Source organism: Peribacillus deserti (genome assembly GCF_016909175.1).
GTDB lineage: Bacteria > Bacillota > Bacilli > Bacillales > DSM-1321 > Paraperibacillus > Paraperibacillus deserti.
Genome location: NZ_JAFBFI010000031.1, coordinates 1 through 21,090, shown reverse-complemented (window position 1 = coordinate 21,090; position 21,090 = coordinate 1). Strand labels below are relative to the sequence as shown.

The 21,090-nt window shown below is 42.4% G+C and carries 22 protein-coding genes; 19 read left to right on the top strand and 3 right to left on the bottom strand.

What is annotated here, in order from left to right:
* Nucleotides 1-46 precede the first annotated feature (46 nt).
* Nucleotides 47-229 carry a hypothetical protein gene (locus JOC77_RS19925; RefSeq protein WP_204547855.1) on the bottom strand — a complete coding sequence of 61 codons (183 nt, stop codon included), beginning with the start codon at nucleotides 227-229 and terminating at the stop codon, nucleotides 47-49.
* A gap of 616 nt (nucleotides 230-845) precedes the next feature.
* Nucleotides 846-1,010, bottom strand: coding sequence for a hypothetical protein (locus JOC77_RS19920; RefSeq protein ID WP_204547852.1), 165 nt, complete (start codon nucleotides 1,008-1,010; stop codon nucleotides 846-848).
* A gap of 441 nt (nucleotides 1,011-1,451) precedes the next feature.
* On the opposite strand from JOC77_RS19920, the gene rimP reads away from it, so the two are divergent.
* From rimP to dapA, 19 genes are all read left to right on the top strand, one after another.
* On the top strand, nucleotides 1,452-1,922 hold the full coding sequence (rimP, locus tag JOC77_RS19915) for a ribosome maturation factor RimP (protein ID WP_204547849.1): 471 nt from the start codon (nucleotides 1,452-1,454) through the stop codon (nucleotides 1,920-1,922).
* A gap of 35 nt (nucleotides 1,923-1,957) precedes the next feature.
* Nucleotides 1,958-3,064 (top strand): transcription termination factor NusA, encoded by a 1,107-nt coding sequence (gene nusA, locus JOC77_RS19910; protein ID WP_204547846.1) that lies wholly within the window; start codon nucleotides 1,958-1,960, stop codon nucleotides 3,062-3,064.
* Between the two features lie 14 nt (nucleotides 3,065-3,078).
* On the top strand, nucleotides 3,079-3,354 hold the full coding sequence (gene rnpM / locus JOC77_RS19905) for an RNase P modulator RnpM (protein ID WP_204547843.1): 276 nt from the start codon (nucleotides 3,079-3,081) through the stop codon (nucleotides 3,352-3,354).
* Between the two features lie 5 nt (nucleotides 3,355-3,359).
* Nucleotides 3,360-3,662: a YlxQ family RNA-binding protein gene (locus tag JOC77_RS19900; RefSeq protein WP_204547840.1), complete on the top strand. Its 303-nt coding sequence runs from the start codon at nucleotides 3,360-3,362 to the stop codon at nucleotides 3,660-3,662.
* A 19-nt stretch (nucleotides 3,663-3,681) separates the two neighbouring features.
* Nucleotides 3,682-5,961: a translation initiation factor IF-2 gene (gene infB / locus JOC77_RS19895; protein WP_204547837.1), complete on the top strand. Its 2,280-nt coding sequence runs from the start codon at nucleotides 3,682-3,684 to the stop codon at nucleotides 5,959-5,961.
* Nucleotides 5,958-6,236, top strand: a complete 279-nt coding sequence (locus JOC77_RS19890) for a DUF503 domain-containing protein (protein WP_204547834.1) — start codon at nucleotides 5,958-5,960, stop codon at nucleotides 6,234-6,236. Before infB ends, JOC77_RS19890 begins: the two co-directional genes overlap by 4 nt.
* Before the next feature lie 18 nt (nucleotides 6,237-6,254).
* Nucleotides 6,255-6,617 (top strand): 30S ribosome-binding factor RbfA, encoded by a 363-nt coding sequence (gene rbfA / locus JOC77_RS19885; RefSeq protein ID WP_204547831.1) that lies wholly within the window; start codon nucleotides 6,255-6,257, stop codon nucleotides 6,615-6,617.
* Between the two features lie 116 nt (nucleotides 6,618-6,733).
* On the top strand, nucleotides 6,734-7,645 hold the full coding sequence (gene truB / locus JOC77_RS19880) for a tRNA pseudouridine(55) synthase TruB (protein WP_204547828.1): 912 nt from the start codon (nucleotides 6,734-6,736) through the stop codon (nucleotides 7,643-7,645).
* Between the two features lie 53 nt (nucleotides 7,646-7,698).
* On the top strand, nucleotides 7,699-8,640 hold the full coding sequence (ribF, locus tag JOC77_RS19875; RefSeq protein ID WP_204547813.1) for a bifunctional riboflavin kinase/FAD synthetase: 942 nt from the start codon (nucleotides 7,699-7,701) through the stop codon (nucleotides 8,638-8,640).
* Between the two features lie 139 nt (nucleotides 8,641-8,779).
* Nucleotides 8,780-9,049 (top strand): 30S ribosomal protein S15, encoded by a 270-nt coding sequence (gene rpsO / locus JOC77_RS19870; RefSeq protein WP_204547810.1) that lies wholly within the window; start codon nucleotides 8,780-8,782, stop codon nucleotides 9,047-9,049.
* A 343-nt stretch (nucleotides 9,050-9,392) separates the two neighbouring features.
* Nucleotides 9,393-11,516, top strand: coding sequence for a polyribonucleotide nucleotidyltransferase (pnp, locus tag JOC77_RS19865; RefSeq protein WP_204547796.1), 2,124 nt, complete (start codon nucleotides 9,393-9,395; stop codon nucleotides 11,514-11,516).
* Nucleotides 11,517-11,676: 160 nt separating this feature from the next.
* A complete protein-coding gene (locus tag JOC77_RS19860) occupies nucleotides 11,677-12,636 on the top strand; it encodes a polysaccharide deacetylase family protein (RefSeq protein WP_204547782.1) in 960 nt (319 codons plus the stop codon).
* A gap of 44 nt (nucleotides 12,637-12,680) precedes the next feature.
* Entirely contained in the window at nucleotides 12,681-13,913 is a 1,233-nt protein-coding gene (locus tag JOC77_RS19855) for a M16 family metallopeptidase (protein WP_204547766.1), read from the top strand.
* Nucleotides 13,914-14,397: 484 nt separating this feature from the next.
* Nucleotides 14,398-14,649 carry a YlmC/YmxH family sporulation protein gene (locus tag JOC77_RS19850; RefSeq protein WP_204547763.1) on the top strand — a complete coding sequence of 84 codons (252 nt, stop codon included), beginning with the start codon at nucleotides 14,398-14,400 and terminating at the stop codon, nucleotides 14,647-14,649.
* Nucleotides 14,650-15,129: 480 nt separating this feature from the next.
* Complete coding sequence (gene dpaA / locus JOC77_RS19845) at nucleotides 15,130-16,032, top strand: dipicolinic acid synthetase subunit A (protein ID WP_204547751.1); 903 nt, start codon at nucleotides 15,130-15,132, stop codon at nucleotides 16,030-16,032.
* Nucleotides 16,029-16,628, top strand: coding sequence for a dipicolinate synthase subunit B (locus JOC77_RS19840; RefSeq protein WP_204547734.1), 600 nt, complete (start codon nucleotides 16,029-16,031; stop codon nucleotides 16,626-16,628). Before dpaA ends, JOC77_RS19840 begins: the two co-directional genes overlap by 4 nt.
* Before the next feature lie 132 nt (nucleotides 16,629-16,760).
* Nucleotides 16,761-17,816 carry an aspartate-semialdehyde dehydrogenase gene (gene asd / locus JOC77_RS19835; RefSeq protein WP_204547719.1) on the top strand — a complete coding sequence of 352 codons (1,056 nt, stop codon included), beginning with the start codon at nucleotides 16,761-16,763 and terminating at the stop codon, nucleotides 17,814-17,816.
* Between the two features lie 72 nt (nucleotides 17,817-17,888).
* Nucleotides 17,889-19,145, top strand: coding sequence for an aspartate kinase (gene dapG, locus JOC77_RS19830; protein WP_204547715.1), 1,257 nt, complete (start codon nucleotides 17,889-17,891; stop codon nucleotides 19,143-19,145).
* Between the two features lie 9 nt (nucleotides 19,146-19,154).
* Nucleotides 19,155-20,033 (top strand): 4-hydroxy-tetrahydrodipicolinate synthase, encoded by an 879-nt coding sequence (gene dapA, locus JOC77_RS19825; protein ID WP_204547871.1) that lies wholly within the window; start codon nucleotides 19,155-19,157, stop codon nucleotides 20,031-20,033.
* Between the two features lie 711 nt (nucleotides 20,034-20,744).
* Here dapA and JOC77_RS19820 read toward each other — a convergent pair.
* Nucleotides 20,745-20,942, bottom strand: coding sequence for a hypothetical protein (locus JOC77_RS19820; RefSeq protein ID WP_204547702.1), 198 nt, complete (start codon nucleotides 20,940-20,942; stop codon nucleotides 20,745-20,747).
* Between the last annotated feature and the right edge of the window lie 148 nt (nucleotides 20,943-21,090).

Genomic DNA, 21,090 nt, shown 5'->3' with positions numbered 1-21,090 from the left:
CTGCTTTTCTATCAATGAAGTGTTTACTTCCAATTGTGATCTTCATTTATTGCCTAAAGGGTATAGTACTTGAAAAGCACCGTCCTCCGCTTTTCGTGTTGTCTAGCTGCGGACTGACACCTTCGGTCATAAGCCAATCGCCATCAAAAGGCAAAACCGGCCTTTCGCCGCCGCTCGTGTTATGCCTGTCAGGTGTCTGCTTTTCTATCAATGAAGTGTTTACTTCCAATTGTGATCTTCATTTATTGCCTAAAGGGTATAGTACTTGAAAAGCACCGTCCTCCGCTTTTCTTGGTGTCCAGCTCCAAGTTGAGACCCTCGAGACATAAGTCAATCAGCCCATGGGAAGAAAACCGCTTCCCACAGCCTGCTCGTCTTATGCTTGTCGGGTCTCTGCCTTCCCTATGATTTCTAAAGGTTAACAACTATGCTTATCATTGTAGTTCTTAATAAGTTTAAGGAGGAAGGCACCGCTTTCCGCTTTTCTTGTTGTCCAGCTGCGGACTGACACCTTCGGTCATAAGCCAATCGCCATCAAAAGGCAAAACCGGCCTTTCGCTGCCGCTCGTCTTAGCCTTTCAGGTGTCTGCTTTTCTATCAATGAATTATTTACTTCCAATTGTGATCTTCATTTATTGCCTAAAGGGTATAGTACTTGAAAAGCACCGTCCTCCGCTTTTCTTGGTGTCCAGCTCCAAGTTGAGACCCTCGAGACATAAGTCAATCAGCCCATGGGAAGAAAACCGCTTCCCACAGCCTGCTCGTCTTATGCTTGTCGGGTCTCTGCCTTCCCAATGATTTCTAAAGGTTAACAACTATGCTTATCATTGTAGTTCTTAATAAGTTTAAGGAGGAAGGCACCGCTTTCCGCTTTTCTTGTTGTCCAGCTGCGTACTGACACCTTCGGTCATAAGCCAATCGCCATCAAAAGGCAAAACCGGCCTTTTGCTTCCGCTCGTCTTACGCCTGTCAGGTGTCTGCTTTTCTATCAATGAAGTGTTTACTTCCAAATGTGATCTTCATTTATTGCCTAAAGGGTATAGTACTTGAAAAGCACCGTCCTCCGCTTTTCTTGGTGTCCAGCTCCAAGTTGAGACCCTCGAGACATAAGTCAATCAGCCCATGGGAAGAAAACCGCTTCCCACAGCCTGCTCGTCTTATGCTTGTCGGGTCTCTGCCTTCCCTATGATTTCTAAAGGTTAACAACTATGCTTATCATTGTAGTTCTTAATAAGTTTAAGGAGGAAGGCACCGCTTTCCGCTTTTCTTGCATATATTTCTTGGTTATGGTATATTTTTATTGGAAATACTAAGGCTGAGCGAGGAGAGTGGGGAAACCCACTCTTTCGTTGTTTACATAATTTTTATTTGGGTGATGTGTAAAGCAGGGGTAACTTCCTGCTTATTTCATACAAATACACTTCTTCTTTCTTATTTTTAGGAGGGACACGATGAGTAATAAAGTTACTGAAATAGTAGAAGAACAGGTACAGCCAATATTGAATGAGTTAAATCTGGAGTTAGTGGATATTGAGTATGTTAAGGAAGGGAAGAATTGGTTTCTTAGGGTTTTCATTGATAAAGAAGGCGGAGTGGATATTGAGGAATGCGGCACCGTCAGTGAGCGTTTAAGTGAAAAACTTGATGAATCAGATCCGATTCCGTATAACTATTTTCTTGAGGTATCATCACCTGGTGCTGAGAGGCCGCTTAAAAAGGCGGAAGACTTAACTAAGTCAATTGGCAAAAATGTGTTTATTAAAACTTATGAACCCATTGATGGGATAAAAGAATTTGAAGGTATTTTAGAGTCATTTGATGGAACTGTCATTACTGTAAATATGAAGATTAAAACTCGCACCAAAACGGTGGAAATCCCATACGAGAAAGTAGCAAAAGCCAGGCTTGCTGTTACTTTTTAATAGGTTAAGGGTAACTTTTTTAAGGGGGATATAAAATGAGCAGTGAATTACTGGATGCTTTGGTCCTGTTGGAAAAGGAGAAAGGCATCTCAAGAGATGTTATAATAGAAGCAATTGAGGCGGCTCTTGTATCGGCTTATAAGCGGAACTTCAACCAAGCGCAGAATGTCCGGATCGATATGAATCTTGAAAGGGGCACTATGCGGGTTTTTGCTCGTAAAGATGTAGTGGACCAGGTGTTTGATGCGCGGCTGGAAGTCTCTGTGGAAGAAGCTCAGCGGATTGATCCGAATTATCAGGTAGAAGATGTTGTGGAGATGGAAGTGACTCCTAAGGATTTCGGGCGCATTGCTGCCCAGACGGCTAAGCAGGTTGTTACACAGAGGGTCCGTGAAGCTGAACGAGGCATCATTTACTCCGAGTTTATTGACCGCGAAGAGGATATTATGACAGGAATTGTCCAGAGACAGGACTCTCGTTTTATCTATGTCAGCCTTGGGAAAATTGAGGCTCTTCTTCCGGTTAATGAGCAGATGCCAAATGAACACTACAAACCTCATGACCGCATTAAGGTGTTTTTAACAAAGGTTGAAAAGACTTCAAAGGGTCCGCAGATCTTTGTTTCAAGAACACATCCTGGACTTTTAAAGCGATTGTTTGAAATAGAAGTTCCTGAGATTTATGATGGAACGGTAGAAATTAAATCTGTAGCTCGTGAAGCAGGAGACCGCTCGAAAATTTCTGTTCATTCAGAGAATACAGAAGTTGATCCTGTAGGTTCATGTGTCGGTCCAAAAGGACAAAGGGTTCAAGCTATTGTGAATGAACTTAAGGGTGAAAAAATAGATATCGTGAAATGGTCCGAGGACCCAGTGGTTTTTGTGGCGAATGCGTTAAGTCCTTCAAAAGTGATTGAGGTCATCGTTTCTGAGGACGAAAAAGCTACTACTGTAATCGTACCGGACTTCCAGCTTTCCCTCGCAATTGGAAAGCGCGGGCAAAATGCCCGGTTAGCTGCAAAATTAACAGGCTGGAAAATCGATATAAAGAGCGAATCAGATGCAAGAGAAGCTGGAATTTACCCAGTGGATAACGAAAAGCTTCTATCCTTTGACGAAGAAGATGACCTGGTAGAAGAATAGAGGGGTGACCTAAGTTGATTAGTCGCAAGAAGATTCCAATGAGGAAGTGTGTGGCTACCGGTGAAATGAGGCCGAAAAAGGAGCTAATCCGGGTTGTTCGGAGCAAAGAGGGAGAAGTTTCTGTTGATCCGACCGGAAAAAAATCCGGGCGTGGAGCTTATCTGACACTTGATAAAGAAGCGATACTTCTGGCCAAGAAGAAGAATATTCTGGCCAATCAGCTGGGTGCGGCGATTGATCCTTCTCTCTATGATGAGCTGCTGGGCCTCGCTGAAAAGGAGAACCGCTGATCCTCATGCAGAACGAACAATGGATTTCTTTATTGGGCTTATCGGCCCGTGCCAGAAAACTGATTTCTGGTGAGGAACTGGTCGTTAAAGAAATTAGAAATGGCAAAGCAAAGCTGGTCATTTTAGCGGACGATGCTTCCCATAATACGGAAAAGAAAATAACAGATAAATGTAAGTTTTATAATGTTCCGCTTTTTAGAGTGGAAAACAGATTTGTGCTCGGTCAAGCAATCGGTAAAGACGCCCGTGTAACAGTTGCAGTCCTCGACGAGGGTTTTGCAAGAAAACTTCAGACGTTGCTCGATTAAATTTTATGGGGGTGAACGTATGACGAAGATCCGTGTATACGAATATGCAAAAAAACACAATGTTTCAAGCAAGGACGTCATTACGAAATTAAAAGAAATGAATATAGAGGTAACCAATCATATGACAGCAATCGACGATAATACAGTAAACAAATTAGATAGTGCTTATAAACCAAATAAAGACAACAATCAAAAACCTGCCGGCGGGCAAAAATCAGCCCCAAAACCAAACACTCAAAACCAGCAGCGTCCTCAAAATTCAGGCTCGAACCAGCAGCCTGCTGCAGCTAAGCCAAAATCGTTTGAAGAACATGACAGCGATAGCAGCGTAAATAAACAAAAGCTGACGAAGAAGACACCAAATAAGCCGGTTGTTGGCAAGAAGCAGACGCAGGAAACCCAATCCAAAGAATCAAAGGCCTTTAATAATAAGGGCGGCAGAAACAACAACAATAATAATAGAAACAACAACAATAGAAATAGAAACAATAAACGCCATCAAGTCTCTACTTATCAGGCTCCGCCTCGGAAAGAAAGAGAACTGCCGAAGAAAATTACCTTTACTGAATCATTGACGGTTCAAGAGCTTGCTAAAAAGCTTCATAGAGAACCTTCAGAACTGATTAAAAAATTATTCCTGCTTGGTGTTATGGCTACCATTAACCAGTCATTAGATAAAGATGGAATTGAGTTAATTGCAGCTGAGTATGGGGTAGAGGTAGAAGAAGAGATTAAAATAGATCTTACTGATCTTGAAACTCTTGCTGCGGAAGAAGATGCACCTGAAAACCTGATTGAACGCCCGGCCGTTGTAACTATTATGGGACACGTTGACCATGGTAAAACGACTCTTCTAGATTCAATCCGTAATACAAAGGTAACTGAAGGCGAAGCAGGCGGAATTACACAGCATATCGGAGCCTATCAAGTTGAAGTAAATGATAAGAAAATTACGTTCCTTGATACTCCTGGCCACGCAGCTTTCACAACAATGCGTGCACGCGGAGCGAAAGTTACGGATATCACTATTTTAGTAGTAGCGGCAGATGACGGTGTTATGCCTCAGACTATTGAAGCTATTAACCATGCAAAAGCTGCAGAAGTTCCAATCATTGTAGCTGTGAACAAGATGGATAAACAGGGAGCTAATCCTGACCGTGTTATGCAGGAGCTTTCTGAGCGCAACCTGGTTCCAGAAGCATGGGGAGGAGACACGATCTTCGTTCCGATTTCGGCGAAGAACGGAGAAGGAATCGACAGCCTTCTTGAAATGATTCTTCTAGTGAGTGAAGTAGAAGAATACAAAGCAAATCCAAACCGCAAGGCAACAGGATCTGTAATTGAAGCACAGCTGGATAAAGGCCGTGGTGCGGTTGCAACTTTACTTGTCCAAAATGGTACCCTTAAGGTTGGAGACCCAATCGTAGTAGGAAACACGTTTGGCCGGGTAAGAGCAATGGTGAACGACTTAGGACGAAGAGTGAAAGATGCGGGTCCTTCTACACCTGTCGAAATTACTGGTCTTAGTGAAGTGCCTCAAGCTGGTGATCTGTTCATAGTTTTTGATGATGAGAAAACAGCACGCCAGGTAGGGGAAGCTCGTTCACAAAGGCAAGTGCAGTCTAACCGCACAGAAAAAGCTCGTGTTACTCTGGATAATTTATTTGAACAGATGAAACAGGGTGAAGTGAAGGATATTAACTTGATTGTGAAGGCCGATGTTCAAGGGTCTGTGGAAGCGATGAGTGCTTCTCTCCAAAAGATTGAAGTGGAAGGCGTTAAAGTCAAAATTATCCACTCTGGAGTAGGTGCCATCAATGAGTATGACATCATGCTGGCAACTGCATCCAATGCAATAGTTATTGGTTTTAATGTACGCCCAGATGTAAATGCTAAACGTGCAGCCGAATCTGAAAACGTAGATATCCGCTTACACCGTATTATCTACAAAGTCATTGAAGAGATTGAATCTGCAATGAAAGGTATGCTTGATCCAGAATTTGAAGAAAAAATTATTGGTCAGGCCGAAGTCCGTACTACTTTCAAAGTTTCTAAAGTGGGTACGATTGCAGGATCATATGTTACGGATGGCAAAATTACACGTGACAGCGGCATCCGCTTAATCCGCCAGGGAGTTGTTATTTTCGAAGGCGAAATTGATGCTCTAAAACGCTTTAAAGATGACGCTAAAGAAGTAGCACAGGGCTATGAGTGCGGTATTACCATCAGAAACTATAACGATCTTAAAGAAGGCGACATTATTGAAGCCTACGTTATGGAGGAAATTGAGCGCAAATGATCGGCTTTGCCGAATTTGAATGTCTCATATATGATGCACATTCTTTAAAAGAAAAACGCGCAGTCTTGCAGCGGGTTATAACAAGGCTGAAGCAAAAGTATAATATTTCTATTGCTGAGACAGGGCACCAGGACGCCTGGCAGAGAACCAAACTTGCCATTGTGACCGTGTCCTCCTCCAGGCAGTCTACGGAAAGAGAGCTTCAAAACGCACTGCGTTTTGTGGACTCCTTTCCAGAAATAGAAAGAACGGTTACGGATATAGAATGGCTTTAAACGAACGGGGTGATGAATATGAGCCTTCGTGCAAACCGAGTTGGCGAACAGATGAAAAAAGAGCTTAGTGAAGTAATCGGCCGTAAAATTAAAGATCCGCGTATTGGCTTTGTAACCGTCACAGATGTTGAGGTTACGGGTGATCTTCAGCAGGCAAAAGTATTTATTTCTGTGCTGGGCGATGAAGAACAGCGGCAAAATACTTTAAAAGGCCTAGCTAAAGCTAAAGGCTTTATCCGCTCAGAAATTGGCCAGCGGATTCGCTTGAGAAAAACTCCAGAGATCTTCTTTGAATTCGATGAATCGGTTGATTATGGGAATCGCATAGAAAATCTGCTTACTCAAATCAACAAAGAAGATCATAATACGAGCGGAGAATAACTCAGGATCTTCCCCTTTAGGGAAATATACGGATGGCCAATCTGGCTTCTTAGGGAAAGGATAGATCTTAATGGTCTATCCTTTTTTCTCTTATTAAAATATTGGAGGTAAATGGGTTGGAAGGTATCTTACCATTATTAAAGCCAAAGGGATTAACGTCCCATGACTGTGTGTTTAAATTAAGAAAAATATTAGGGACAAAGAAAGTTGGTCATACTGGAACGCTTGATCCAGATGTAACAGGTGTACTCCCTATTTGTGTAGGGAAAGCAACAAAAATTGCGGAATACATAACCGATGCAGGAAAAGCCTATGAAGGTGAAGTGACTCTCGGGTGGTCAACCACAACGGAGGATTCCTCAGGGGAAGAAGTGGAGAAAAAATGCGTCGACAGAGTGATAACAAGAGATGAAATTCTATCGGTGTTAAATCAGGTAACCGGAAGGATTACACAGACACCGCCCATGTATTCCGCTGTGAAAGTAAATGGGAAAAAGCTGTACGAATATGCAAGAGCCGGTATCGAAATCGAGAGGCCTTCGAGAGAAGTAACGATTTATGATATCGAGCTGTTGGATACAAGAGACTCTTTTGAAGGAGATGTTATATCTTTTTCATTCCGCGTCCGCTGCAGCAAAGGAACATATATCAGAACCCTCGCAGTCATGATCGGGGAATATCTAGGTTACCCTGCCCATATGTCATCCCTGGTCCGCATCAAATCCGCATCATTCACCATTGAGGACTGCCTAACATTTGAGGAATTGGAAACTAAATTAAGGGCAGGCGAAGAGGTTTTGCTTCCTCTAGAGGTCGGTTTATCTCATTTGCCTAAATACAGGATAAGTGATAAAGTAGCAGAGAAAATTAAAAACGGGGCCGTCCTAGAGCAGCCGGCCGATTTAGATTTTGCTGAAGACCAGCCTTTTGTAATGGTGAATGAAGAAGAAAAGGCGATTGCCATTTACCAAGTTCACCCTTCGAAGCCCGGTCTGATTAAGCCAGTTAAAGTGCTTCGCAACGAGTAGGAGGGGCCTCAGCCATCCTATGCTTTTTGCACCAAGGAAGAGGAGAATACAAGTTGAAGGTATTTTATTTAAATCATCCTCACCAGTTTAATAAAAACGATTTTCCGCCGCATGTATTAGCCCTTGGCTTTTTTGACGGAGTGCATTTGGGACACAGGCGGGTAATCCATGCGGCAAAGAAAAAGGCTAGGGAAATGTCCCTTCAGGTTTCAGTAATGACCTTTGACCCTCACCCTTCTGCTGTATTGGGAAAACGTATGAAGGTAGTAAAATATATTACACCTCTTAAAGAGAAAATCGAAATTATTAACAGGCTGGGAATAGACAATCTATTTGTAGTCCATTTTACGGAGAATTTCGCGAATCTGCTTCCACAGGAATTTGTTGATCAATATATCATCGGTTTGCATGTTAAGCATGTTGTTGCCGGCTTTGATTATTCCTATGGGAGGCTGGGAAAAGGAACGATGGAAACTATGCCATTTCACTCTCGTGAAGAATTTACGTCAACAACTGTAGAAAAACATAAATTAAATGAAGAAAAAATCAGCTCCACTAAAATCAGGGAGTTGCTGGCTGCCGGCAGGACGGATGCACTACCAAGTCTGCTCGACCGATACTATTCAACATCTGGTACTGTTATTCATGGTGAAAAGAGAGGCAGGCAATTAGGCTTTCCTACAGCTAATATTTCTTTATCTGATGAATTTATTTACCCGGCTCCAGGAGTATATGCAGTACGGATCTTAGTGAATGAAACCTGGTATCTTGGCGTCTGCAATGTAGGCTTTAAGCCGACTTTTCATGAGAAAAAGCCAGAGAATCCTAACGTAGAGGTTCATATATTTGATTTTGACCGTTCTATTTATGGGGATGCTGTCAAAATTGAATGGCATCAAAGGTTAAGAAGCGAGCAAAAGTTTGACAGCCTGGAGGCTCTAGTGGAACAGATAACCAGGGATAAACAGGATGCCCAAGCATATTTCGAAGAATAAGAGGCATATGTACTTGCTTTTTACTTTGAATAGATGTATGATATTATTTGTATGAGATGAACCACTTCTTGGCAATGCGAGTCACCAACGCTTGCTCAGTTTTCGGGGATTTTTTTAAGAATATTTGGAGGTGAACTACATGGCAATCACTAAAGAACGTAAAAATGAGCTTATCAGCGAGTACAAAACTCACGAAGGCGATACTGGATCACCAGAAGTTCAAATTGCTGTCCTTACTGAAGACATTAATAATTTGAATGCGCATCTTCGCACTCATAAGAAAGACCACCACTCACGTCGCGGTCTTCTAAAAATGGTAGGTAGACGCCGTAACTTGCTTACTTACTTGCGTAATAAAGACGTTACTCGTTACCGCGAGCTAATCAACAAATTAGGTTTACGCCGATAATTTTCGAAGGAAAGCGGGAAATATTCCCGCTTTTTTATATATCAGCATTTTGTTTGCTACATAAGGCTAAAAGAATACATAAGCAAAGATTGGAGCGTTAACGCATTAATCTTGTTTCAAAACGGCCTATAAAGGGAAAATATCCCTAAATTCCGCTGAAAGTTTCACATTATTATTGTTATTCTAAGCTTTTTTCGTGCATAATATGAATAGTTTGTTTTATTTAAATATATGACAGATTTCACATATACCTTAGCAGGAACACAAGTACATATATGATTCCGGCTAATTTTCAGAAAAGATGAATTTTTTAGTGAAGAAGCAGAGAGGGGTTTTATTTTTAATGGAACAAAATAAAAAAACTTTTTCAATTGACTGGGCAGGACGCCCGCTCACAGTTGAAATAGGACAGCTTGCTAAGCAGGCCAATGGTTCTGCGCTAATCCGCTACGGCGATACGGTAGTTCTTAGCACGGCAACTGCATCTAAGGAACCAAAGAACGTGGATTTCTTTCCTTTAACTGTAAACTATGAAGAAAGATTGTATGCAGTAGGTAAAATACCAGGAGGATTCATCAAGCGTGAAGGACGTCCAAGCGAAAAAGCGATCCTGGCTAGCCGCCTGATTGACCGTCCGATTCGTCCGTTGTTTGCAGACGGTTTCCGAAATGAAGTACAGGTAGTAAGCATGGTCATGAGCGTGGATCAAAGCTGTTCTTCTGAAATGGCTGCAATGTTCGGTTCTTCCCTGGCGCTGACTGTATCTGACATTCCATTTGAAGGTCCGATTTCGGGTGTAGTCGTTGGAAGAATTAATAATGTTTTTGTTATTAACCCAACAATCGAACAAATGGAACAAAGTGATATCAACTTAACGGTAGCTGGAACAAAAGATGCGATTAATATGGTTGAAGCAGGAGCAGATGAAGTTCCAGAGGAAGTGATGCTCGAAGCAATCATGTACGGCCATGAAGAAATTAAGCGTCTAATCGCTTTCCAGGAAGAAATTGCTGCAGTAGTAGGCAAGGAAAAGTCGAAAGTGGCACTATACGAATTGAATGCAGAGCTTGAAGCAGAAATCCGTGAAATGTGCGAAGCTGATATAAATAAAGCGGTGCAGGTTCAAGAGAAACATGCTAGAGAAGATGCAATTAAGGAAGTAAAAGACCGCATTATTGCACACTTTGAAGAAAAAGAAGCGGATGATGCCAGCATCAAGCAGGTTAAAGAAATCCTCAGCAAATTTGTGAAAACTGAAGTCCGCAGACTGATTACAGAAGAGAAGGTTCGTCCTGATGGAAGAAATCCTGATGAGATCCGTCCATTGGCTTCAGAGATTGGAATTCTGCCGAGAACTCACGGTTCTGGATTGTTTACCCGCGGGCAGACTCAAGCATTGTCTACTTGTACACTGGGCGCTCTTGGAGATGTACAGATCCTTGACGGACTAGGTGTTGAAGAATCAAAACGATTCATGCATCATTATAACTTCCCTCCGTTCAGTGTAGGTGAAACAGGCTTCATGAGAGGACCTGGCCGCCGTGAAATTGGACATGGAGCATTAGGAGAACGTGCACTTGAGCCGATCCTGCCTTCTGAAAAGGATTTCCCTTACACAGTCCGCCTTGTGGCAGAAGTACTTGAGTCTAATGGCTCAACTTCCCAGGCGAGCATCTGTGCAAGCACACTTGCTATGATGGATGCTGGTGTACCGATTAAGGCGCCGGTTGCAGGAATTGCGATGGGATTAATTAAAACTGGTGAAAATTATACAGTTCTAACTGACATCCAAGGAATGGAAGACCATCTCGGAGATATGGATTTCAAAGTGGCCGGAACCGCAAAAGGTGTAACCGCATTGCAAATGGATATCAAAATTGAAGGCCTCTCAAGAGAAATTCTTGAAGAAGCATTACTGCAGGCGAAACGCGGCAGAATGCACATCCTGGAACATATGCTGACTGTTATTAAAGAGCCTCGCACTCAGCTTTCACAATATGCTCCAAAGATTTTAACAATGAAGATCAATCCTGATAAAATCCGCGATGTTATTGGGCCGAGCGGTAAACAGATTAATAAGATCATTGAAGAAACTGGCGTAAAAATTGACATTGAGCAGGATGGCACAGTATTTATTTCTTCTACCAATGAGGAAATGAACCAAAAGGCCAGAAGCATCATTGAAGATATTGTACGCGAAGTAGAAGTAGGCACTCTTTACCTGGGTAAAGTAAAACGTATTGAGAAGTTTGGTGCGTTTGTAGAAATCTTTAATGGAAAAGACGGACTTGTTCATATATCTGAGCTTGCTGAAGAACGTGTTGGCAAAGTAGAAGATGTGGTGGCGATCGGTGACGAGCTGCTCGTCAAGGTTCTTGATATAGACAAGCAGGGAAGAGTGAATTTATCACGCAAAGCGGTTCTTAAGGAACAAAAGGAACAGGAAGCGGCTAATTCAAATTCATAAGGCTGGGGAAACCCGGCTTTTTTTTAGCCTTTAAAAAGCAGTGTTATACATATACCAGGGTGCGGCTGTTCTACCTTGTCCTATACAAACATAAACTATCTAAAGCGATTATATAAAAAGGGCTTACGATTTTATGATGTTTGTTTCAGGAGGACAAAAGATGAATAGTAAATTCCAACATTTTATTGCTTTATCTTTAATTGCAGGTATATCATGGATATTAGTCCAAAACCCGCTGACTGACTCTTTTGTACAGGGTTTAAACAATAAGCCTGAACATGCAGAAATGGCCGTCAGCCGGCTTTATGCGGAAATACAGGATAAAGCACCAAAGTTTGAAATTCCTGCACAGGATGCTAGAATTGACTCTGTCTGGAAAACAGTTCCCGGGTATAATGGATTAAAGGTCGATCTGGATGCATCCTACAAAATCATGAAAAAAACTGGCAAATTTGACAGCAAGAAGCTGATTTATAAGCAGGTTCCCCCTGCGAAGCATTTAAAAGACCTGCCGCCAGCACCGATCTATAGAGCCAATACGGAAAAACCGGCCGTCAGCCTGCTTATTAATGTTGCCTGGGGCAATGAATATTTGCAGGACATGCTGACCGTATTAAAAAAGAACGATGTGAAGGCCACTTTCTTTTTAGAAGGAAGATGGGCGAAAAAATTTCCGGAGCTTGCTAAGATGATAAATGAAAGCGGTCATGAAATAGGAAACCATTCCTATTCCCATCCTGACATGAAATTAATTTCTGATGCCCGGGCAAATGAAGAAATAAAGAAAACAAATGAAATAATCAAAGCGGTTACAGGCGTAACCTGCAGATGGTTTGCACCGCCCAGCGGAAGTTATAAAGAAGAAACGGTCAATATTGCAAGTGCAAACAAAATGGGTACTATAATGTGGAGTGTTGATACGGTTGACTGGCAAAAGCCGAGCCCGGAGGTTCTGACTGAGCGGGTACTATCGAAGCTGCATCCAGGAGCTTTTATATTGATGCATCCAACAGAATCCAGTGCAAGATCTTTGGATAAACTTATAAAAAGTATCAAAGCTGAAAATCTTCACCTCATGACCGTCTCCCAATCGCTAAGTGAGGATCGGATCATGCATTAATAGTAAATAGAAGTTTGTTTTGCAGCTAGATTAGGAGGAGTTTTATGATTAAAAGATATACTTGCCAAAATGGTGTGAGGATTGTATTGGAGAATATTCCAACAGTCCGGTCTGTTGCAATTGGCATATGGATTAAAACAGGATCTAGGAATGAAAATCCGGTAAACAATGGAATTTCACATTTTCTCGAGCATATGTTTTTTAAAGGGACGTCAACACGTTCTGCAAGAGAAATTGCTGAATCATTCGATAGTATCGGCGGGCATGTTAATGCTTTCACTTCCAAGGAGTATACATGCTATTACGCGAAGGTTCTAGATAATCATGCCAGCTATGCACTGGAAGTTTTGGCAGATATGTTTTTTAATTCTACGTTTGTAGAAGAAGAGCTTACAAAAGAGAAAAAAGTGGTCTATGAAGAAATTAAAATGTACGAGGATACACCCGATGATATTGTCCATGACCTTTTGAGCAAAGCAGTTTATGAAAATCATCCATTGGGGTACCCGATTCTTGGTACAGAAGAAACACTAGAAACTTTTACAGGAGATATGCTGAAGCAGTATATCCATGATTTCTACACTCCTGATAATGTAGTTGTCTCTATAGCAGGCAATATTGATGAATCCTTTATTAAAGATGCTGAGCAGTACTTTGGCGCATATATGGGCGGAAAAGGCAGCGGCCCAGCTGTTAAAGCGGATTTCCACCAGAATACTATGAGCAGAAAAAAAGAAACAGAACAGGCACATGTATGCCTTGGATTCAACGGCCTGCCAATCGGCCACGAGCAAGTATACAGCCTGGTTGCTTTAAATAATATATTAGGAGGCAGTATGAGCAGCCGTTTGTTCCAGGAAGTCAGGGAGCAAAGAGGGTTAGCTTATTCCGTTTATTCCTACCATTCTGCTTATCAGGAAAACGGCCTGGTCACCATATATGGCGGCACAGGTGCCAGTCAGCTTGATGTTCTTCTGGAAACCATCCAAGAAACTCTGGCGAAATTAAAAGCAGAAGGCATCACTGAAAGAGAGCTCAGAAACAGCAAAGAGCAGCTAAAAGGAAGCCTGATGCTGAGCTTAGAAAGTACGAACAGCCGGATGAGCCGGAACGGAAAAAATGAATTGCTATTAGGGAAACACCGTTCACTGGACGAAATTGTTGAAGAAATCGACGGTGTGTCTGAGGAAAGTGTTAATAATCTGGGCAAAGACATATTTAATGACCAGTATTCATTATCCCTAATCAGCCCGCTTGAAGGCTGGACGCAAAAATAAAGTACGGAAGAAAGAGACAGAGGAGATTCTGTCTCTTTTTTGTGGAGCTGAAGGGGTGAGGGCAGGGCTGGGGGGTGAAAATCCCCGAAAAATGATTTAATCCCCAAATTCCTCGAACGCCCCATAAAAATCCATTTACCCCTCCAAAAACTGGATTTACCTTTTGAAGTTTATGATTGAGTTTCTCGAATTTATGCTTAAGATGCAGGAGTTTATGCTTACGTTTGCTTATAACAAATACCTCATGCTTATGAAAAGTGATTTTTGCTTAGGTGCAGTGCTTTGCAAATAGAGTTACGGTTCGTTATGGAGATCTAGCATTAATCCGAGACAATGACCATATATCAAAATGGTTCCTCCGCGCTTTCAACAATGCGCTATACTTTAACAAAAACCGTGAAAAAATAATATTCTCTTCAAGCTTCTATAATGCGTCCTCTCCTTATATAGATGTAGTAATGGGACAAATCGGAGGTGACCACCTGTGAGGCTAAGTGAACTAAGCGGGAAAGAAATTGTGGATGTTAAAAGGGCTGAAAGGCTTGGGGTGCTCGGGCAGACGGACCTGGAAATAAATGAAAAAGGCCAGATCACCGCTCTTATTATCCCTAATGTAAAATGGTTTGGTTTTAAAAAGAACGGCACGGAAATCAGGGTTCCCTGGAATCATATCAAAAAAATCGGAACAGATATGATCATCATTGATATACCGGGTGCCGGACCGGAAATTGAATAAACGGTAAAAAGGGCAGTCTCTGTTAAAGAGCACTGCTCTTTTTTTTGAAGTACTCTAATCGGTCTGTTGATCATTCATTGGGTAAAGGAATTCTCTTTTACAGAAAGATGGACATAAGAATCAGCAATTATTTAAAGGCAAACTGTCCGTTAGTCATTTCGGTAAATCCGGATTAAAGATAAAAGGGGGTTGAAAAATATCGCCGTTCAACAGTAATCCTGTTCATCCTCAAATCTCATTTAACATGGCCATTCGAAAAAAACAATAACAGATCCGCCAGTCCGCAGACGTGCAAGTCCCCTTCAAAGCCCCAATCAGTGTATTCACCTTAATCATTACATCCTCATATTATAAAAAGTATTGAGAGACTTCCTTTTATGAAGAACGTTTTTTTAAAAACAAAAAGCAGTGTCCGTAATACCTGGCAGGCTTTAATGCCTGCAGCCTTGAACATTTTCTACAGAAGAAGGTGACATTTGAATGCTGACAGGCATACAAATCGCTGTTATCGGCGGAGATGCAAGACAGCTGGAGGTAGTAAGAAAGCTGACACAGCTCGATGCAAAACTCTGGCTGGTCGGCTTTGAGCAATTAGATCATGCTTTCACCGGGGCGGTAAAGGAAAAACTGAGTGATATGAACATGAGTGGAATAGATGCGATCATACTGCCCGTACCCGGCACAAATGCAGAAGGAAACATAGAAACCATTTTTTCTAGTGAAAAGGTCATTTTAACTGAAGATATCTTAAGAAATACACCGGAACACTGTACGATTTACTCGGGCATTTCCAATGCTTACTTAGATAAAATCACTCAAAGTGCGGGAAGAAAGCTCGTCCAGCTGTTCGAGCGTGATGATGTAGCCATTTATAATTCCATACCAACTGTTGAAGGAACCATCATGATGGCCATACAGCACACCGACTATACCATTCATGGATCGAATGTCACTGTGCTTGGTCTCGGCAGAGTGGGGATGAGTGTGGCACGAACTTTTCATGCCTTGGGGGCTAAGGTGAAGGTTGGAGCAAGGAAAAGCGAAGACCTGGCAAGGATAACAGAAATGTCATTGATGCCTTTTCATATCAAGGATTTAGAGCACGCCGTCAAGGATACCGATATTTGCATTAATACCATTCCATATCCGATTGTAACCGCTGCAGTACTGGCTAAAATGCCGGCACATACTCTGGTGATTGACCTGGCTTCAAAGCCTGGAGGTACAGATTTTCGCTACGCTGAAAAAAGAGGGATAAAGGCTTTGCTTGCTCCGGGGCTTCCAGGAATAGTAGCGCCCAAAACCGCGGGGAAAATCCTGGCCAATGTTCTTTCCCAGCTTCTAGATAATGACTTGAAACAAAGAAAGGGGAATACACCATGAGTTTGAAAGGCAAAAGAATTGGTTTTGGATTAACCGGGTCTCATTGTACGTATGATGCAGTTTTCCCAGAGATAGAAAAGCTGGTAAATGAAGGAGCAGAAGTAATTCCAATTGTTACCCATACTGTCCAGAATACAGAAACGCGATTTGGAAAAGGGGAGGATTGGGTTGAAAGAATTGTTGAGTTAACGGGCAACAATGTGGTCGATACGATCGTGAAAGCTGAGCCTCTTGGCCCTAAGATTCCGCTCGACTGTATGGTTATTGCGCCGCTGACAGGCAGCTCAATGAGCAAGCTTGCAAACGCCCAGACGGACTCCCCTGTATTGATGGCTGCAAAGGCAACGATGAGAGGCCACAGACCAGTGGTTTTAGGCATTTCAACCAACGATGCCCTTGGCCTGAACGGAGTGAATTTAATGCGCTTAATGGGTGCGAAAGATTTATATTTTATTCCATTTGGCCAGGATGATCCAGAGAAGAAGCCAAACTCGATGGTTGCCAGGATGAGCCAGTTAAGAGAAACCATCATTCATGCCATTAATAAAGAACAAATTCAACCAGTTATTGTCGAAAGGTTCCGGGATCCAAACTAATTATATAAAAATTCCATGCCTTTAGTCTGCTATTATGTTAAAATAAACATGTTTTATTAGACTATTAAATAGAGAAACACTACAATAACATCTGAAGTCAATATACATTAGTCGATTATGGAGGGTAATAAAATGGGGCAAGCAAGAGGATTAAATATAGCAGTAGTTGGAGCTACTGGGGCAGTTGGCCAGCAGATGCTCCGTACACTAGAAAGCAGAAATTTTCCTATAAAAAATTTAACCCTGTTATCTTCAGCAAGATCTGCAGGAACAAAAGTAACATTTAAAGGTGAGGAATACGTCGTCCAGGAGGCTGCTCCGGACAGCTTTGAAGGTATAGATATCGCTTTATTCTCAGCGGGGGGTTCTGTATCAAAAGAACTGGCACCTGAAGCTGTAAAACGGGGAGCCATTGTTGTCGACAATACGAGCGCTTATCGTATGGACAAAGATGTCCCGCTTGTTGTACCAGAAGTGAATGAAGAAGACCTTAAAGGCCATAATGGAATCATAGCCAATCCAAATTGTTCAACCATCCAGATGGTTGTTGCACTTGAGCCTTTAAGACAGCAATATGGCTTAAACAAAGTAGTGGTATCAACATACCAGGCAGTTTCTGGTGCTGGTGCTGCAGCTGTAGCAGAAATGAAGGAGCAGGCCCGTGCTCTGCTGAACGATGAAGAGTTTACGCCTCAAATTCTTCCGGTTGGCAGTGATGTTAAAAAATATCAAATAGCATTCAATGCCGTGCCGCAAATCGATAAGTTTCAGGATAACGGATTTACTTTCGAAGAAATGAAGATGGTAAACGAAACGAAAAAAATTATGAATATGCCTGAATTGAAAGTTGCTGCAACTTGCGTTCGACTGCCTGTTGAAACTGGGCATTCAGAATCTGTTTATATTGAAATAGATCAAGAGGGTGTTACCGCAGGAGACATTCAAAATCTTTTAGAAAAAGCTCCAGGGGTCGTGCTTCAAGATAATCCAAGCGAACAAATCTATCCAATGCCGGCTCACAGCGTTGGAAAAAATGAAGTTTTTGTGGGAAGAATCCGCAAAGACCTGGATGAAGATAAAGGTTTCCATATGTGGATCGTGTCAGATAATCTACTAAAAGGTGCTGCATGGAATTCAGTACAGATTGCAGAAAGCCTATTGAGAATGGGTTTAGTTGAAGAAAAATAAGATCATGGATTTATAGCATAACTGACAGCCTTCCAAATAAACGGAAGGCTGGAATTCATTTGAGGTGTAAACATGAAAATCATCGTTCAGAAATTCGGCGGAACATCGGTTCGTGATGAAAGCAGCCGCAGCCATGCACTTCGACATATTCAGCGGGCGCTTAAGGACGGGTACAAAGCAGTCATCGTAGTATCTGCGATGGGACGCAAAGGAGAACCATATGCGACCGATACTCTCTTATCCCTGGTAAACGGCACTGAAAGCAAAATTACAAAACGTGAGTATGACTTATTATTATCTGTTGGAGAAACGATTTCTTCCGTTGTATTCACGAACCTGCTGCTTGAAAATGGAATTAAGGCAACCGCCTTCACCGGGGCTCAGGCAGGCTTCCGTACGAATAGTGACCATACGAATGCAAAAATTGCTGAAATGAAATGTGACCGGATAAAAAGGGAACTTGAACATTACGATGCGATCGTAGTGGCCGGTTTTCAGGGGGCAGCAAGGAACGGAGACATTACCACACTCGGCCGGGGCGGCAGCGATACTTCGGCAGCGGCTCTAGGGGCAGCGCTGAATGCAGAATGGGTGGATATTTTTACAGATGTGGAAGGTATAATGACTGCTGATCCCCGCATTGCAGAAAATGCAAGGCCGCTTGAGGTGGTAACGTACAACGAAGTCTGCAACATGGCTTATCAGGGAGCAAAAGTTATTCATCCAAGAGCAGTCGAAATTGCGATGCAGGCTAAAGTTCCGATTAGAATCAGGTCAACCTATACAGATGGACTTGGCACTCTTGTTACTTCTATAAGCAAAGACAAGCGTGGTACAGATATAAAAGAACGTTTGGTAACTGGAATTGCCCACGTATCAAACATTACTCAGATTAAGGTTGCCGCCAAAAAAAATCAGTATGACTTACAGGCAGAGGTTTTTAAAGCCATGGCTAACGCGCATATCAGCGTAGATTTTATCAATATTTCTCCGCAGGGAGTCGTATATACGGTCAGTGAAGATATGACCGATCTTGCTGTAGAAATTCTTGAGGCTCTGGACTATAATCCCCAGGTACAGCGCGATTGTGCCAAAGTATCAGTCGTTGGAGCGGGAATTACCGGTGTACCGGGAGTTACAGCTAAAATCGTTACAGCCCTGTCAGAAAAAGGAATCAGCATTCTGCAGTCTGCGGACAGCCATACTACCATATGGGTCCTAGTGAAAGCAGAAGATTTAATAGAAGCAGTTAATGCACTGCATGATGCGTTCGAACTGCATGTAGAAGCATTAGAAAATGGGTCAGGGGAAACAGCCCCTAAGAATTAAGGAGTGGATATTGTGCATTTTGGAAGAGTATCAACGGCAATGGTAACCCCATTTGACGCCAAGGGCAATATTGATTTTGCCAAAACAACTCAGCTTGTAAATTATTTAATTGATAACGGCACGGACTCTTTAGTCGTTGCAGGAACAACCGGGGAATCGCCGACACTTTCAACGGAAGAAAAAATTGCGTTGTTTCGCCATGTTGTAAAGGCTGTGGACAAACGTATCCCTGTTATCGCAGGAACAGGGAGCAACAACACCCGCGCTTCAATCGAGCTTACGAAAAAGGCGGAAGAAGCCGGCGTGGATGCCATTATGCTGGTTGCCCCGTACTATAATAAACCAAACCAGGAAGGCCTATACCAGCATTTTGCGGCCATTTCTGAAAGCACTTCGCTTCCAGTGATGATCTATAATATACCTGGCAGAGCTGTTGTGAATATTTCAGTTGATACAGTTGTAAGGCTTTCTAAAATCCCGAACATCGTAGCGGTTAAAGAAGCAAGCGGGGATCTGAACGCCATGACTGAAATTTTAGCAAACACAGACGATGACTTTATGCTTTACAGTGGTGATGATAGTTTAACTCTTCCAGTTCTAGCGATTGGCGGAACGGGCATTGTTTCCGTTTCCTCTCATATTGTCGGTCAGGAAATGCAGCAAATGGTAGAGGCATTTTATAATGGAGACTATAAAACTGCGTCAAGTCTTCACCAGCAGCTAAGCCCAATCATGAAAGGGCTGTTTACTTCTCCAAGCCCAGTGCCTGTAAAAACAGCGCTTCAATTGAAAGGTTTGAATGTTGGCTCTGTGAGACTGCCGCTTGTAGCCCTTACAGAGGCTGAAAGAAGTTCTTTAGTTAATCTGCTTCAGCAGCTTCCGCAATGATCATACTTCATGGCCTGCCTTTTGGCAGGTTTTTCTTTTCACTGAATTAGATACTTTAACTTGATTGTTCATAAAACAGCAGCAACAAGATTTAGCGTGAAACTTGATAGTTCATCAGACAGCACCAACAGGATTTTAGCTTGAAACGCACCGTTCTCCGCTTTTCTTGTTGTCCAGCTGCGAACTGCCATCCTCGAGACATAAGCCAATCAGTCCATGAGAAGAAGATCGCTTCTCACGTACTGCTCATCTTATGCTTGTCGGATGGCTGCTTTTCTTTAAATAAAATGTTTTATAACTTTTTGTAAGTCATAGTGTTTTTTATACGCTATTGCGTGAAAAGCACCGTTCTCCGCTTTTCTTGTTCTCCAGCTGCGAACTGCCATCCTCGAGACATAAGCCAATCAGTCCATGAGAAGAAGATCGCTTCTCACGTACTGCTCGTCTTATGCTTGTCGGATGGCTGCTTTTCTTTAGATAACATGTTTTATAACATTTTGTAAGTCATAGTGTTTTTTATTCGCTATTGCGTGAAAAGCACCGTTCTCCGCTTTTCTTGTTGTCCAGCTGCGAACTGCCATCCTCGAGACATAAGCCAATCAGTCCATGAGAAGAAGATCGCTTCTCACGTACTGCTCGTCTTATGCTTGTCGGATGGCTGCTTTTCTTTAGATAACATGTTTTATAACATTTTGTAAGTCATAGTGTTTTTTATTCGCTATTGCGTGAAAAGCACCGTTCTCCGCTTTTCTTGTTGTCCAGCTGCGACCTGACACCTTTGGTCATAAGCCATTCGCCATCAAAAGGCAAGAGCGGCCTTTCGCTGCCGCTCGTCTTATGCCTGTCAGGTGTCTGCTTTTCACTGAATTGGATACTTTGACTTGATTGTTCATCAAACAGCACCAACAAGATTTTAACGTGAAAAGCACCGTTCTCCGCTTTTCTTGTTGTCCAGCTGCGAACTGACACCTTTGGTCATAAGCCATTCGCCATCAAAAGGCAAGAGCGGCCTTTCGCTGCCGCTCGTCTTATGCCTGTCAGGTGTCTGCTTTTCACT